We start from the raw sequence: 13,826 nt of genomic DNA, 5'->3' as shown, positions 1-13,826 counted from the left end.
CCCGCACCCCGTTCACCTGCCGTCCTTCGGCGTCCACCGAGCGGAACGGGCAGGCGGCGGGGGCGGCCGCTCACGTACTGTGCTGTGCCGGGGACGGCACAGCGGGCCCCACGTCGGACACCGGGGCGATCCAGAGCGGGGAAGCACGTGGCAGAGCAGAGGTCGTCGGGCCGCGAGCCGGCAGTGACCGGCGCCCGCAGGGTCGTCGTCAAGGTCGGCTCCTCCTCGCTCACCACCGCGTCCGGCGGCCTCGACGCCGACCGCGTCGACGCCCTCGTCGACGTCCTGGCCAAGGTCAGGGACGGCGGCGAACGCGAGGTCGTCCTCGTCTCCAGCGGAGCCATCGCCGCCGGACTCGCCCCGCTCGGCCTCGTCCGCAGGCCCAAGGACCTGGCCCGCCAGCAGGCCGCCGCCAGCGTCGGCCAGGGTCTCCTCGTGGCGCGCTACACCGCCTCGTTCGCGCGCTACGGCGTCCGCGTCGGCCAAGTGCTCCTCACCGCCGACGACACCAGCCGCCGCGGCCACTACCGCAACGCCTACAGCACCCTGGACAAGCTCCTGGAGATGGGCGCCGTCCCCGTCGTCAACGAGAACGACACCGTCGCCACCGACGAGATCCGCTTCGGCGACAACGACCGGCTCGCCGCCCTCGTCGCCCACCTCGTCCACGCCGACCTGCTCGTCCTGCTCTCCGACGTGGACGGCCTCTACGACGGACCGCCCGGCACCCCCGGCGCCTCCCGGATCGCCGAGGTCACCGGCCCCGACGACCTGACCGGCGTCACCATCGGCAGCGCCGGGAAGGCGGGCGTCGGAACCGGCGGCATGGTCACCAAGGTCGAGGCCGCCCGCATCGCCACCGCCGCCGGCGTTCCCGTCGTCCTCACCTCCGCCAGCAGCGTCGCCGACGCGCTCGCGGGCCGCGACACCGGCACGTACTTCCACCCCACCGGACGCCGCTCCGCCGACCGGCTCCTGTGGCTGGCCCACGCTTCCACCCCGCAGGGCGCGCTCACCCTCGACGACGGCGCCGTACGGGCCGTGGTGGAGCGGCGCACCTCCCTGCTGCCCGCCGGAATCTCCGCCGTCGAGGGCGAGTTCAGCGCCGGCGACCCGGTCGAGCTGCGCGACCCCCACGGCACCCCGGTAGCCCGCGGACTCGTCAACTTCGACGCGAAGGAGATCCCCCAGCTGCTCGGCCGCTCCACCCGGGACCTCGCCCGCGAACTGGGGCCCGCCTACGAACGCGAGGTCGTACACAGGGACGATCTCGTCCTCCTCACGCCGCGCCTCACCCCCTGAAACGGCTGAAAGTCCCGCCATCCAGCGGGGACCTTCCCCAAAACCACCCCATGCCCGCCTGCGGACTGGTCCACTTTGTAGTGGGGAAACAGGGGTACCGCACAGCAACACATCACAGGAGGCCGCCGGTGAGACGAGCGCGCCCGGGGGCGCCGCCCCGAGGCACGGCCAACCGCGCCCTGACGAGTGTCGGAGCGGGGGCGGATTTCGACCGGAATCCCGCCCCGGCGGACACCGTCGAACGGGAGCCGGTCACGACGGCGAAGGAGGAGTCCCCGCAGTCCAAGCTCTGGCACATCACGCTCAGCGTGTCGGGCGCCGAGACTCCGCTGGGGGAGGTCAGACGCGGCCTGGAACAGCTCGCGCACGACCACCCCTTCCTGCTGACCAGCCGCTACGCGAGCGACCACGCGGAGATCCGCTACTGGGAAGAGGCCCGCGATCTGCACGACGCGGCCGCGGTCGCGCTGCGGCTGTGGGGCGAACACCGCTCCAGCGCCCAGCTCCCGCCCTGGGAGATCGTCGGCCTGGAAGTCATCGACCGCGAGACCTACCACCTGCGGATCGCCGAGGGATACGGACCGCCGCCCGCGGCCCCCGTGGGCGTGCACCCCTACTGACCCAGGTCCTGTCGTCGAACTGCCGTCGTCGCCCGGAGGGCGGCCCCTGCGGGGTCAGGTGCGTGCTCTCGGTGTGCCGGGCGCAGGTCCTCGTACCGGACGTACCCGGGCTTGTGCCCGGTGCGGCGCGAGCGCGTGCGTGGCGCCGCGGGGCAGGCGGCAGTCTGACGGCAGGGCGTAGGGGGCGATCCGGTGGCGTCCGCGCCTCGGGTCGGGCGTCTCGCATCACGGGATACGTGACGGATGCCCGCAGAGTGCGCATTACCCTGCGGGCATGACCACGCTCTCGCCCTACGACAACCTCTCCCCGGTCGCGCGGACCGCCTACCGGGCCCGTGCCGCCGCCGCCGACATCGCGCCACTTCCGCGCGCGGCCAAGGACGACGCGCTGCTGGCCATCGCCGACGCCCTCGAAGTGCGCACGAGCGAGATCGTCGAGGCCAACGCGAAGGACGTCGAGCGCGCCCGCGAGGCCGGGACGAGCGAAGGCATCATCGACCGCCTCACCCTCACCCCGGAACGGATCCGCGCCATCGCCGCCGACGTACGGGACGTCGCGGCCCTCCCGGACCCGGTCGGCGAGGTGGTGCGCGGCTCGACCCTGCCCAACGGCATCGACCTCCGGCAGGTGCGGGTCCCGCTCGGCGTGGTCGGCATCATCTACGAGGCCCGGCCCAACGTCACCGTCGACGCGGCCGCGCTCTGTCTGAAGTCCGGCAACGCGGTCCTGCTGCGCGGCTCCTCCTCGGCCTACGCCTCCAACACCGCCCTCGTCCGGGTCCTGCGCGACGCGGTCGGCGGCTCCGGCCTGCCGGCCGACGCGGTGCAGATCGTCCCGGGTGAGAGCCGTGACTCCGTGACGGAACTGATGCGGGCCCGCGGTCTGGTCGACGTCCTCATCCCGCGCGGCGGCGCCTCCCTGATCCGCACGGTCGTCGAGGAGTCCACCGTGCCCGTCATCGAGACGGGCACCGGCAACTGCCACGTCTACGTCGACGCGCAGACGGACCTGGCCATGGCGGTCGACATCCTGGTCAACTCCAAGGCCCAGCGCCCCAGCGTCTGCAACGCGGCCGAGACCCTCCTCGTCCACAAGGACGTGGCGGACGCCTTCCTGCCGCTCGCCCTGGACGCGCTGGCCGAGGCCGGGGTCACCGTCCACGGCGACGAGCACGTCCTCGCCCGCGCCGAGGGATCCAAGGCCACGGTGGTCCCGGCGACGACGGAGGACTGGGAGACCGAATACCTCTCCTACGACATCGCGGCGGCGGTCGTCGACTCCCTGGACGCGGCGGTCGCCCACATCCGGCTCTGGTCCTCCGGCCACACCGAGGCGATCGTCACCACCTCGCAGGCCGCCGCCCGCCGGTTCACCCAGTTGGTCGATTCGACGACGGTCGCCGTGAACGCCTCCACCCGCTTCACGGACGGCGGGCAGTTCGGCTTCGGCGCCGAGATCGGCATCTCCACGCAGAAGCTGCACGCCCGCGGTCCGATGGGCCTGCCCGAGCTGACCTCGACGAAGTACATCGTCACGGGGGACGGGCACACCCGGCCCTAGCCCTGCTCGGCCCCTCCCGACCGGAGGGGCCGACCGCGGGTTCCCCCGTGCCGATCCGGGGGAGTTCACGGGCTCCCTGCCCAAAAGGTCCCGGCCGGGCTACCCTGAAGGCGTGCCGGACGACGTGGGGGGCAAGCCGTTTCCTGACGGCTGGGAGCCCGACGACGACCGCGGGGGCGCGGACGAGGACTTCGCCTCCGTGGTGTTCGACGAGGACTTCGTCCGGTCGGCGCCCGTCCACGAGCCCACCGCCGTGGAGCGCCTGCTCGCCGCCGCCGAGGCCCGAGCCGAGGCCGACGCCGCCCGCGCCCGTCGGAGCCGCCGCGCTGACGACGACGCGTACGACCCCTACGGCGGCCCCCCGGGCTACCACGACCCCCAGGACCTCGACTACGACCCCGAACACGGCATCGGGGACGACGACTGCGCCCCGAGGCCCTACGGACGCCACGGCGGCTCGCTGCGCCCGTACCGCAACTCGGCCCGCTGGCATCGCCCGGTCGCCTGGCTGCTCGCCCTGGTGATGGGCGTCGGCATGGTCTCCCTCGCCTTCACCGCGGTCTACCGGGGCGGCTCGAACAACCGACAGGACCAGGTGCCGCCGCCCGTCACCAGCGGCGTGGACAAGCCCGGGGCGGCCCCGTCGGCCTCCGCGGACTACTCCCGCCCCACGGTCTCCGCCGAGCCCCGGGTGCCCTGAACCCACCCCCTGCGTCACCCGATCGCCGACGGCCGCCCCAGGCGCTTCCGCGGTTCCCGGCCCTCTCCGCGTTTACGCGGGCCGCAATCGACCTACCCTCAAGATGTGACCCCTCGCTCCCAGGGGGGCTTCTCGCTGCGGAGGCCACTCGGCCGAAGCGGACCGTTGCGCACCGAACCGACCGGTGTGGAGATGGGGAGAGAAGTCATGACAGGCCGCTCAGAACCACCGGACGGTGCGCCCGAGAACCCCGCGGGCGGCGAGGACGAGTACCGCTCGCTCGTCTTCGACGAATCGTTCGTCCAGGCTGCGCGGATGCAGGAGTACTCGGCGCAGGAACGGATGGGCGATCACGCCCGCGCCGTCCGGGCGCTGCCCGACACCCAGGTCGTCCGCAGCGGCGGCGGCTCCCGGGCCGCCATAGCCCTGGTCGTCCTCATCGCCCTGGCCTTCGCGGTGGCCGTCTACATCGGATTCCGGAGCCCGTACCCCCAGCCGGCCACCCGACGGGCCGAACCCCTGCGGACCACCGTCGTCCCCCTGGCCCCGCGGGGAGCCGTCCCGGGCGGATCACCCGAGCGGCTGTACGCGGCCGAGCCGGTCTCCGGATTCCGCACGGGCGCCGACGGCATCAACTTCCCCACCGTGCAGCGCACGCAGAACTTCTCCGACAGCCAGATCACCGCCGCCCTCGCCACGGTCAAGGACTACCTGGTGGAGTCGTCCCTGAACCCCGACGTCCTCACCGGCTCCGTGCACCGGCCCGTCGAGCACCTCCTCGACCCGGACCAGCGCACCCAGTTCGAACAGAGCCTGAGCAGCCCGGCGGACGACGGGAGCCACGCCGCCACCGGCTGGCTGGTGCGCTTCGACCCGGAGCAGGTGGAGCTCGCGGACCCGAAGATCCGGGTCGAGGGGACCCTCGGCTACGAGGAGGAGGCCCCGGGCGTCCTCGGTGTCGTCTCGGACCACACGTTCACCTACGCCCTGCGCCCCGCGGGCGGGCCCCACCGGGACGACGACGCCTCCCTGTTCACCGTGCGGCGCGAGCTGCACTTCCGCTTCGACCGGGAGGACCTGCGACTGCACCGCCTGGAGGTGCTCACCGCCCATGTCCAGGCCGGGCCACAGTCCTGCTCGGCCGACGCGACCGGGATGCTCCGCCCGCTCCTCGCCGGGGAACGGGCGGACGCCCGCGGGCCCGCCGCCACCGACCCGTACGCCACGGGCCGGCCCACGGCGGCGCTGTGCGGGACCCTGGAGGCCGTCAGCTCCCCGACGGCCCCGACGACGTCCCCGGGCTCCCCTCATCAGGGTCCTGGGGCCGACCGGCCGTCCCGTCCCCGTCCGTAGCGGAACCGTCGGGCCGGCCCTGCGTCCCACCCTTGGCGCCCCCGGTTCCGGTGAACCGGTCACGCAGCTTGCCGCCCAGGTCTCCCGCGCCGCCGGCGATGTCCCCCACGAGCTTCATCAGCGGGTCCTTGCTGGTGCGCACCGTGTCCGCGTAGTGCGAGGCGGACTCCCGGAACGAGTCGGTCACCGAGGTGTCCTTGTCCTCGTCGCGCCGCGGGTAGTGGCCGTCCATGATCCGCTGGAAGTCGCGGGTCTCCGACCACTTCTTCAGCTCGGCGGCCCGCACGGTGGTGAACGGGTGCGTGCGGGGCAGCACATTGAGGATCTTGAGGACGGAGTCCCGGAGGTCGCCGCCCTTCTCGTACTCGTCGGCCTGGGCGAGGAAGGCGTCCACGTTCATCTCGTGGAGGTGATTGCCGCCCGCGATCTTCATCAGACCGCGCATGGAGGCCGCGATGTCCTGGCCGACCAGCAGCCCGGCCCGGTCCGCGGACAGCTCCGACTTGCGGAACCACTCGCGCAGCGCCGTCACTATCGCCATGATCGCCACATTGCCCAGCGGGATCCAGGCGACCTTCACGGCGAGGTTGGTCAGGAAGAGAAGTATCGTCCGGTACACCGAGTGACCGGAGAGCGCGTGGCCCACCTCGTGGCCCACCACCGCCCGCATCTCCTCCTCGTCGAGCAGCTCGACCAGGCCGGTGGTGACCACGATGATCGGCTCGTCCAGCCCGATGCACATGGCGTTGGGCTGCGGGTCCTGCTTCACGTACATCGGCGGGACCTTCTCCAGGTCCAGGATGTAACACGCGTCCCGCAGCATGTCGTTGAGGTGGGCGAACTGCGCGTCGCTCACCCGGACGGAGTCGGAGAGGAAGAGCAGGCGCAGGCTGCGCTCCGGGAGCAGCCCGCTGAGCGCCTTGAACACGGTGTCGAACCCGGTCAGCTTGCGCAGGGCCACCAGGGCCGAGCGGTCGGCGGGGTGCTCGTAGGCCCGGGAGGAGATCCCGGGGAATCGCCGGCGCTGCCTGCTCGGCACGTTCTCGTGACTGTTGTCGGTCATGGATGGCCCCCTGTTCGTACGAGACGTTGCTCGTCCCCCGGACAAAACCCAGCGTATGCGCTGGCGCTACGGTGTGCGGGGGGCTGTGGATAACTGTGAGGAGCGCCCGAAATGTCGCACACCGCCGTACTGCTCGCCGCCGCGTCCGAGGAGCAGGGACCGGGTGACACCCTCCGGATCGTGCTGCTCGTCTCGATCCTCGGAGCGGTGCTGCTCGCGTGGTTCCTGCTGCGCGGATACCGCAACGACGACAACAACGACTGAGTCGCCGTGAGCGTGCCCGGGGGTCCCGCATACGATGTGACCGACGTCTTCCTTCCGATTCACGATCGATAGGTCCTGCCGAAGATGAGCCTCACGAGCACCGCACACCAGCTGGTCACTCTCGCCTCCGAAGGCGGCGAGGGCGGCAACCACGAAAGCCTCAACCCCTACTTCGTCGGCGCCGGGGCGTTCCTCGCGCTGATGTTCCTGCTGTGGGTCACCACCCGCTTCAACCGCGACCGCTGAGTCGGGGGCGTACAGCTGTGCCAGTAGGCTCTGCACGCATGGGAGAGCAGGAAGTGCCTACCGGCCCCGGCAAACGCCGCATCGGCGTGATGGGCGGGACATTCGACCCGATCCACCATGGACACCTGGTGGCGGCCAGTGAAGTGGCCGCCCAGTTCCATCTCGACGAGGTCGTCTTCGTCCCGACCGGGCAGCCGTGGCAGAAGAGCCACAAGAAGGTCTCCCCGGCCGAGGACCGCTATCTGATGACGGTCATCGCCACCGCGTCCAATCCGCAGTTCTCCGTCAGCCGGAGTGACATCGACCGTGGCGGACCGACGTACACCATCGATACGCTGCGGGATCTGCGCGAGGCCCACGGCGACGCGGACCTCTTCTTCATCACCGGCGCCGACGCGTTGTCCCAGATCCTCACCTGGCGCGACGCGGAGGAGCTGTTCTCGCTCTCCCACTTCATCGGTGTGACCCGCCCGGGTCACGTGCTCACGGACGACGGGCTGCCCGAGGGCGGTGTCTCCCTCGTGGAGGTGCCCGCGCTGGCGATCTCGTCCACGGACTGCCGTGAGAGGGTCGCGCAGGGGGAGCCGGTCTGGTACCTGGTGCCGGACGGCGTGGTCCGCTACATCGACAAGCGCCAGCTGTACCGCGGCGAATGAGCCACGGAGAGGGGCACCGGTGAACGACCGACAGAACCCGTACGACCCGTACTACCAAGAGCCGCAGATCATCGGCTACGACGCGTACGGGCAGCCGGTCTACCAGCAGCAGGGGCAACAGCAGTACGACCAGCAGGGTCAGTACGACCAGCAGGGGCAGCAGGCCCAGGGGTACGACCCCTACCCCGCACAGCCGGGTCAGGAGCACCGGACCCAGGACGCCGGCTACGGCTACGACGCGTACGGCAATCCCCAGCAGCAGCCCCGGAGTTACGACCCCTACGCCGGTCAGCACCAGGGCCAGGCACCGCAGCCGCCCCGGACGCAGCAGGGCCAGGGCGCCGACCAGGGGTACGGCTACGGCTCCTACACCGACTACGGGTACGCCACCGGGCAGCAGTCCGCCGCGGTCGACACCGGCCAGCACTGGAGCATCCCGCAGCAGGGGGCGGCCCCCGCGCCGGAACAGGCCCCGCAGCAGCCTCCCGCTCGGCATCCGCAGCAGTCGGCGGAGGACGTGGCGGAGCCGGAAGCGGAGCCCGATCTTCCGGGGCAGCGCAAGCCCGCCCCCGACTACCGCACCGAACAGTTCTCGTTCATCGAGGAGCCCGACGAGGACTCCGAAGACGTCATCGACTGGCTGAAGTTCACCGAGAGCCGCAGCGAGCGGCGCGAGGAGGCGCGGCGCAAGGGCCGCAACCGGATGGTCGCCCTGATAGTCGTCGCCGTTCTCGTCGTCGTCGGCGGGGCCGGCTATCTCTGGTCCGCCGACATGATCCCGGGCCTGTCCGGGTCGGACGAGAAGAAGGCCGTGGCCGCCGGCGCCCAGCAGCGCGACATGATGGTGGTGCACCTGCACGACACGAAGAGGGGCGGCACCTCGACGGCGCTGCTCGTCGACAACGCCACCACCAAGCAGGGCACCACCGTCCTGCTGCCGAACTCCCTCGCCGTCGCCTCCGACGACGGAACCACCACCACACTCGGCAAGTCCGTCGAGGACGACGGCAGGACCGGCACCCGGGAGGCGATCGACACCCTCCTGGGCACCCGGATCACCGGCACCTGGCGGCTGGACACCCCGTACCTGGAGAACCTCGTCGAGCTGGTCGGCAACATCGAGGTCGACACCGACACCGATGTGCCGGGCGCGAAGAAGGGCGAATCGCCCCTGGTGAACAAGGGCGAGGGCCAGACGCTCAGCGGCCCGATGGCCGTCGCGTACGCCACGTACCGTGCGCCGGGGGAGCCCGAGGCCAAGCAGCTCACGCGGTTCGGCGAGGTCATGCGGGCCACGCTGCGCAAGATCTCCGAGGATCCCAAGGCCGCGACCGTCACCATCGAGACGCTGCTCCAGGTGCTGGACCCGTCGCTGCCCGAGAAGGACCTCGGGGCCTCGCTCGCCAAGCTGGCCTCGCGTGCCAAGGTCGGCGACTACAAGACGGCCCTGCTGCCGGTCCAGGAGGACGGCACGCTCACCGAGGCGGACACCCGCGACGTCGTCAAGGACATCCTCGGCGGCACGGTGAAGGCCCCCGAGGCAGGAGCTCCGCTCCGGGTCGCCGTCCGCAACGCCACCGGGAACGAGAAGGCCGCGGAAGCCGCCCGGGTCCAGCTGGTCAATGGCGGTTACGCCTTCGTGGACAGCGGCAAGGCAGGGGCCGAGGCCTCGTCCGTCGTGCTCTACCGGTCCGCCGAGGACAAGGAGAAGGCCGTCGAGGTGGCCAAGACCCTGGGCCTCTCCGCGGGTGACGTGAAGAAGGGCGAGCCGGCCGCCAACGCCGACGTGTCCGCGGTCATCGGACAGGACTACGAGGTCCCGTAGCCCGCCCGGGACCACCGGCCGGCGCTCCGGCGCCGGCCGGTGGTCCGCGTCCGAAGCCCGACCGGGAGACGTCGTGAACCCCGGCCGGAAAACCCGGTGAACCCCGGCCGGGAAACGCAGTAAGGCTCTGTCGGCGGTCCGTGAGACCCTAGAGGTTGCATCCGACCGCCGACGAAAGCCTGCATGTGACCGCCACGGACCGCTCCATCGAGCTCATCAACGCCGCCGCTCAGGCGGCCGCCGACCGGCTCGCGCACGACATCATCGCCTACGACGTCAGCGACGTGCTGTCGATCACCGACGCCTTCCTGCTGGCCTCGGCCCCCAACGACCGCCAGGTCAAGTCGATCGTCGACGAGATCGAGGAGCGGCTCCAGAAGGAGCTCGGCGCCAAGCCGGTGCGCCGCGAGGGCGACCGCGACGCCCGCTGGATCCTCCTCGACTACGTCGACATCGTCATCCACGTCCAGCACAGCGAGGAGCGCGTCTTCTACGCGCTGGAGCGCCTGTGGAAGGACTGCCCGGAGATCGCCCTCCCCGAGGACGCGGTCAAGACCCGTGGCAAGGCCGAGGAGCACGCACAGCTCAACGGCGGCACGGAAGGTGACCAGAGCTGAACGGCAGCAGCAGCGGCACGGGCCGCAGGATCGTCCTCTGGCGGCACGGCCAGACGGCGTGGAACCTGGAGCGCCGTTTCCAGGGCTCCACGGACATCGAGCTCACCGAGGCCGGTGTCGGGCAGGCCCGCCGCGCCGCCCGGCTGCTCGCCTCGTTGAAGCCGGACGCCATCGTCGCCTCCGACCTGCGGCGGGCGGCGGCCACGGCTGCCGAGCTCTCCGCCGTCAGCGGTCTCTCCGTCGCCCACGACGCCGCGCTCCGTGAGACGTACGCCGGTGCCTGGCAGGGGCTGACCCACCAGGAGATCGTCGAGCGCTTCGGCGATCAGTACGCGGCGTGGAAGCGCGGGGAGCCCGTGCGTCGCGGCGGCGGCGAGCTGGAGACCGAGGTCGCCGACCGGGCGGCCCCGGTCGTTCTGGAGCACGCCGAGAAGCTTCCGGAGAACGGCACGCTCGTCGTGGTCAGCCACGGCGGCACGATCAGGACGACGATCGGCCGGCTGCTGGGCCTGGAGGCGCACCACTGGGAAGGGCTCGGCGGGCTGTCCAACTGCTGCTGGTCCGTCCTCGGCGAGGGGGCGCGCGGCTGGCGTCTGCTGGAGCACAACGCCGGCACACTCCCGGAGCCGGTCCTCGGCGACGACGACTAGACGCCGTCGGGAGGCAGTTCAGAGGCCGTTCGCGGGCCGTCCTCGGGCGGCCCGGGCCGGATTTCACTTTCCGGCCGGTCGCAGGCTAAAGTTCTTCTTGTTCGCAGCGCGGAAACGCGGGGAAACAACAGCGAACAGCGGGGCTATAGCTCAGTTGGTAGAGCGCCTGCATGGCATGCAGGAGGTCAGGAGTTCAATTCTCCTTAGCTCCACAATCAGGATCCCGTCCCCACCAGGGGGCGGGATCTTCTGTATAGGGAGCACCGAGCGGGCTGACCCCCTTGCGGGGCCATGGCAGAATCGGAACGCCGGAGGGGGCGACGTACCGATCGGGAGGGAGCGCGATGCCTGCGAGTCGCGAACACGTCCCCGACCAGCCTCTTGTCGCCGCCCCGCCCCCCGGCCCCGTACCGTTCGAAGATCGATCCCGCCTCGGCTGCCCGTCCTGCGGTTCGTCCCATGTGGCCCAGGTTCTGGGTGACAACGGAGGGGTCTCCTACGTGTGCACGGCCTGCGGCCACAGCTGGAGCTGACTGATGGGTGCACACAGGCGTAAGTGCGACTGGTGCGGCAGCGGTACGCCCATCGTCAGGGACATGGACCCGGTCAACGCGGAGTACCAGTACTGGTGCGAGGAATGCGCGCGGGCGCTGATCATAAAGGGCGACCCCATCGAGACCTACCGGGAGCTGGAGGGGGAGCCGATCTACGGGCGGCTCCTGGAGGAGCACTGCACCCTCAAGCGCTTCTACTCCTTCGCGACCGCCTGACCTGCGGCTGACGGTCCACCGTTCGGGATGATTCGGGCGTATCGGTGCGGACCGGAAACGATTTGGTGAAGCACCGGGGGGACCGTGTAATGTTCTCGATGTCGCCAAGGGAGACCGGGCGGCACACAGTGAGGGGCTATAGCTCAGTTGGTAGAGCGCCTGCATGGCATGCAGGAGGTCAGGAGTTCAATTCTCCTTAGCTCCACAAGATCGACAGTGAAGAAGCGGGCCACCCGGATCGGGTGGCCCGCTTCTTTTGTCCGGATCAGGTCTGCCGGACCGGCTCCGGCCTGGATCAGCCGCGTCCGCTTCCCAGCGCTCGCCGGTCCGTGGCCGGCAGGGCGGGGCGCTGCTCGGCCGGCGGCTGCTCGATACGGAGAGCCAGGGCGGGACAGCGCCGTACGGCCCGCTGGGCGCGCCCGCGCAGATGCATCGGAACGGCGGCGTCCGCCAGCGCCGGATAGCCGTCGGGTCCCAGCCGGATGAGCTCGGGGACGATGTCGGCGCAGAGGGCGTGGCCCTGGCAGAGCGTCCAGTCGACCGCCAGCTTCTCGCCGCTCGGAATCGACTCCTCCAGATCCTGGTAGCCGGGTGCGGGCAGCGGCAGCACTCCGGCCGTCTCGCGGCCGCAGCCGCCGTCCAGGACGTGTGCGGCGAGGTCGTCCGTGAACGCCGACAGGGTCGAGAGCAGGAACCGGGCGGAGCCGTCCGGGTGTTTGCACGCCCCGCGCCCCTTCACGGCCTGGGTGACCTCGCGCAGGGCCTCCAGGGCGGCGGGCCCGCCGCCGTTCAGCACGTCGGAGAGCCCGCCCGCGGCAGCGGGGAGCCCCAGCTTGCACGGACCGCACTGCCCCGCGGTCTCGGCGGCCAGCCAGTTGGCTATCCGGAGGGACTCGCCGAGCGGGCAGGTGTCCGGCCCGATCGGCAGGATGGCGCCCGCGCCGAGCGCGCCCCCCACGGTGGCCAGGGACTCACGGGAGACCACGGCGTTGTGCGAGGCGACCGCGTCGATCCAGTTGCCGTGGTAGCCGCCGGTCAGCACGCCCTGGGGGAGCGGCGGGGCTCCGGCCAGTTGCAGGACGTACCGCAGCGGCACGCCGGTCGGCACCTCGATGACCATGGGCCGGGCCACGGCGCCGGAGACGGTGAGCAGGACGGTGCCCGGCTCGCTCGGCAGCCCGGTGTGCCCGTAGCGGCGGGGCCCGATCCGGGCGGCGACGGCGAGCTGGGCGTACGTCTCCGCGTTCGACAGCAGCGTCGGGGCGCCGCCCACCCCGGTCTCCGCCGCCCGCTCGCGCCGGCCCGGCGGCAGGGCGGGCCCGCCGTTCGCCGCCCGGATCACCGAGGACGCCTCGCCCGAGACCATGCGTTCCGGGGTGCGGACCACCCGGGCGCGCAACGGCCGGCCGCGCCGGTCGTCGAGGCCGCGCTCGGCGAGGGCCGCCCGTACGGAGACCTCCGTGGAGTTACGGGTCACGGCGACGACCAACGTACGCGCGCCGAGCGCCTCCGCGGCCAGCAGCGCACCGTCCAGGATCAGGTGCGGGGCGCGGTTGAGCAGGACGGTGTCCTTGCGGCAGGCGGGTTCGCCCTCACTGCCGTTGATCACTACGACGGGTCGTACACCGCGCCGGATGGACGCCTTCGCCACGGCCCGCAGCTTCCTGCCGAACGGGAAACCGGCGCCTCCCCTTCCGCGCAAGGAGATCGTTTCGGCCAGTTCGGCCAGCCGTTCACCGTTCATCGGTTCCAGCGGCCCGTGCACCTTGAGGTGCATGTCGAGGTCGATCCGCTCCACCAGGTCGAATCCGGTGGTCAGTTGGGGCAGCCCGACGACACGGACCTCGGGAACATCGGGGAGGGGGACGTTCACGGGCGGTCTCCTGCGGGTGCGTGCCAGGGTTCCCCGGCCGGGGGCGCGGTGAACGGCCCGGCCCCCGGATCGGCACGGGGCGCCGGCGGACTGTGGTGCGCCTGCGCGGGCGGCGCGGGGGACGGCGAGGGCCAGCGGCTCTCCGGCGGGATCGACGGGCCGCCGCCGAGCGAGACGGCGCGGTATCCGGCCGCCAGGCCCGGTCCCGGTCCCCGCCCGGCTTTCTGTCGCCCTTGGTCGGGCCGGTCGTCATGAGGGCCGAAGGTGATGCGGTCGGCGCTGCGGGGCGGGGGCTCGTACGGGTGGGGCGAAGGCTCGTACGGGCG

Annotated in this window: 15 protein-coding genes, 2 tRNA genes and 1 pseudogene; 15 read left to right on the top strand and 3 right to left on the bottom strand. The window is 71.7% G+C overall.

Annotated features, from left to right (window positions below):
• Nucleotides 1–147: 147 nt before the first annotated feature.
• From proB to HET64_RS27130, 5 genes are all read left to right on the top strand, one after another.
• A complete protein-coding gene (gene proB / locus HET64_RS27150; protein WP_308370391.1) occupies nucleotides 148–1,302 on the top strand; it encodes a glutamate 5-kinase in 1,155 nt (384 codons plus the stop codon).
• Between the two features lie 128 nt (nucleotides 1,303–1,430).
• Nucleotides 1,431–1,922, top strand: a complete 492-nt coding sequence (locus HET64_RS27145; RefSeq protein WP_215109787.1) for a hypothetical protein — start codon at nucleotides 1,431–1,433, stop codon at nucleotides 1,920–1,922.
• 274 nt (nucleotides 1,923–2,196) lie between these two features.
• Nucleotides 2,197–3,483: a glutamate-5-semialdehyde dehydrogenase gene (locus tag HET64_RS27140; protein WP_215109786.1), complete on the top strand. Its 1,287-nt coding sequence runs from the start codon at nucleotides 2,197–2,199 to the stop codon at nucleotides 3,481–3,483.
• Nucleotides 3,484–3,595: 112 nt separating this feature from the next.
• On the top strand, nucleotides 3,596–4,183 hold the full coding sequence (locus tag HET64_RS27135) for a hypothetical protein (RefSeq protein ID WP_215109785.1): 588 nt from the start codon (nucleotides 3,596–3,598) through the stop codon (nucleotides 4,181–4,183).
• Between the two features lie 207 nt (nucleotides 4,184–4,390).
• Entirely contained in the window at nucleotides 4,391–5,536 is a 1,146-nt protein-coding gene (locus HET64_RS27130) for a hypothetical protein (RefSeq protein ID WP_215109784.1), read from the top strand.
• On the opposite strand, the gene HET64_RS27125 is transcribed toward HET64_RS27130, so the two are convergent.
• On the bottom strand, nucleotides 5,451–6,599 hold the full coding sequence (locus HET64_RS27125; RefSeq protein ID WP_215109783.1) for a M48 family metallopeptidase: 1,149 nt from the start codon (nucleotides 6,597–6,599) through the stop codon (nucleotides 5,451–5,453). The genes HET64_RS27130 and HET64_RS27125 overlap by 86 nt on opposite strands.
• Before the next feature lie 111 nt (nucleotides 6,600–6,710).
• Here HET64_RS27125 and HET64_RS27120 point away from each other — a divergent pair, with 111 nt between their 5' ends.
• The 10 genes from HET64_RS27120 (at nucleotide 6,711) to HET64_RS27080 (ending at nucleotide 11,832) form a co-directional block, all read left to right on the top strand.
• The gene (locus HET64_RS27120) at nucleotides 6,711–6,863 is read left to right on the top strand and encodes a hypothetical protein (protein ID WP_018961243.1); all 153 of its coding nucleotides are present in this window, start codon (nucleotides 6,711–6,713) and stop codon (nucleotides 6,861–6,863) included.
• 84 nt (nucleotides 6,864–6,947) lie between these two features.
• Nucleotides 6,948–7,109 carry a hypothetical protein gene (locus HET64_RS27115; protein ID WP_018961242.1) on the top strand — a complete coding sequence of 54 codons (162 nt, stop codon included), beginning with the start codon at nucleotides 6,948–6,950 and terminating at the stop codon, nucleotides 7,107–7,109.
• Nucleotides 7,110–7,147: 38 nt separating this feature from the next.
• A complete protein-coding gene (gene nadD / locus HET64_RS27110; protein ID WP_215109782.1) occupies nucleotides 7,148–7,765 on the top strand; it encodes a nicotinate-nucleotide adenylyltransferase in 618 nt (205 codons plus the stop codon).
• A gap of 19 nt (nucleotides 7,766–7,784) precedes the next feature.
• Complete coding sequence (locus HET64_RS27105; RefSeq protein ID WP_215109781.1) at nucleotides 7,785–9,590, top strand: LCP family protein; 1,806 nt, start codon at nucleotides 7,785–7,787, stop codon at nucleotides 9,588–9,590.
• Between the two features lie 185 nt (nucleotides 9,591–9,775).
• The gene (rsfS, locus tag HET64_RS27100; RefSeq protein ID WP_006124372.1) at nucleotides 9,776–10,207 is read left to right on the top strand and encodes a ribosome silencing factor; all 432 of its coding nucleotides are present in this window, start codon (nucleotides 9,776–9,778) and stop codon (nucleotides 10,205–10,207) included.
• On the top strand, nucleotides 10,204–10,857 hold the full coding sequence (locus HET64_RS27095) for a histidine phosphatase family protein (RefSeq protein ID WP_215109788.1): 654 nt from the start codon (nucleotides 10,204–10,206) through the stop codon (nucleotides 10,855–10,857). The genes rsfS and HET64_RS27095 overlap by 4 nt, the downstream gene beginning before the upstream one ends.
• 139 nt (nucleotides 10,858–10,996) lie before the next feature.
• Nucleotides 10,997–11,069 (top strand) — tRNA-Ala (locus HET64_RS27090).
• Nucleotides 11,070–11,201: 132 nt separating this feature from the next.
• Nucleotides 11,202–11,390: a hypothetical protein gene (locus HET64_RS39290; protein ID WP_251145932.1), complete on the top strand. Its 189-nt coding sequence runs from the start codon at nucleotides 11,202–11,204 to the stop codon at nucleotides 11,388–11,390.
• A 3-nt stretch (nucleotides 11,391–11,393) separates the two neighbouring features.
• Nucleotides 11,394–11,627 (top strand): hypothetical protein, encoded by a 234-nt coding sequence (locus HET64_RS27085; RefSeq protein ID WP_003969224.1) that lies wholly within the window; start codon nucleotides 11,394–11,396, stop codon nucleotides 11,625–11,627.
• A gap of 132 nt (nucleotides 11,628–11,759) precedes the next feature.
• Nucleotides 11,760–11,832, top strand: a tRNA-Ala gene (locus HET64_RS27080).
• Nucleotides 11,833–11,922: 90 nt separating this feature from the next.
• On the opposite strand, the gene HET64_RS27075 is transcribed toward HET64_RS27080, so the two are convergent.
• Both HET64_RS27075 and HET64_RS27070 read right to left on the bottom strand, forming a co-directional pair.
• On the bottom strand, nucleotides 11,923–13,500 hold the full coding sequence (locus HET64_RS27075) for an NADH-quinone oxidoreductase subunit NuoF family protein (protein WP_215109780.1): 1,578 nt from the start codon (nucleotides 13,498–13,500) through the stop codon (nucleotides 11,923–11,925).
• Nucleotides 13,497–13,826, bottom strand: a pseudogene (locus HET64_RS27070) (hypothetical protein); the annotation flags it as partial. The pseudogene HET64_RS27070 and the gene HET64_RS27075, both read right to left, overlap by 4 nt.

Source organism: Streptomyces sp. McG3 (genome assembly GCF_018619185.1).
Lineage (GTDB): Bacteria > Actinomycetota > Actinomycetes > Streptomycetales > Streptomycetaceae > Streptomyces.
The sequence above is the reverse complement of the archived record's forward strand: the minus strand, read 5'-3'. Positions and strand labels throughout refer to the sequence as shown.

Coding starts and splice junctions, on each gene's coding strand:
- HET64_RS27140 (WP_215109786.1), top strand. CDS start 2,197: ATGACCACGCTCTCGCCCTACGACAACCTCTCCCCGGTCGCGCGGACC.
- HET64_RS27130 (WP_215109784.1), top strand. CDS start 4,391: ATGACAGGCCGCTCAGAACCACCGGACGGTGCGCCCGAGAACCCCGCG.
- HET64_RS27125 (WP_215109783.1), bottom strand. CDS start 6,599: ATGACCGACAACAGTCACGAGAACGTGCCGAGCAGGCAGCGCCGGCGA.
- HET64_RS27120 (WP_018961243.1), top strand. CDS start 6,711: ATGTCGCACACCGCCGTACTGCTCGCCGCCGCGTCCGAGGAGCAGGGA.
- HET64_RS27115 (WP_018961242.1), top strand. CDS start 6,948: ATGAGCCTCACGAGCACCGCACACCAGCTGGTCACTCTCGCCTCCGAA.
- nadD (WP_215109782.1), top strand. CDS start 7,148: ATGGGAGAGCAGGAAGTGCCTACCGGCCCCGGCAAACGCCGCATCGGC.
- HET64_RS39290 (WP_251145932.1), top strand. CDS start 11,202: ATGCCTGCGAGTCGCGAACACGTCCCCGACCAGCCTCTTGTCGCCGCC.
- HET64_RS27085 (WP_003969224.1), top strand. CDS start 11,394: ATGGGTGCACACAGGCGTAAGTGCGACTGGTGCGGCAGCGGTACGCCC.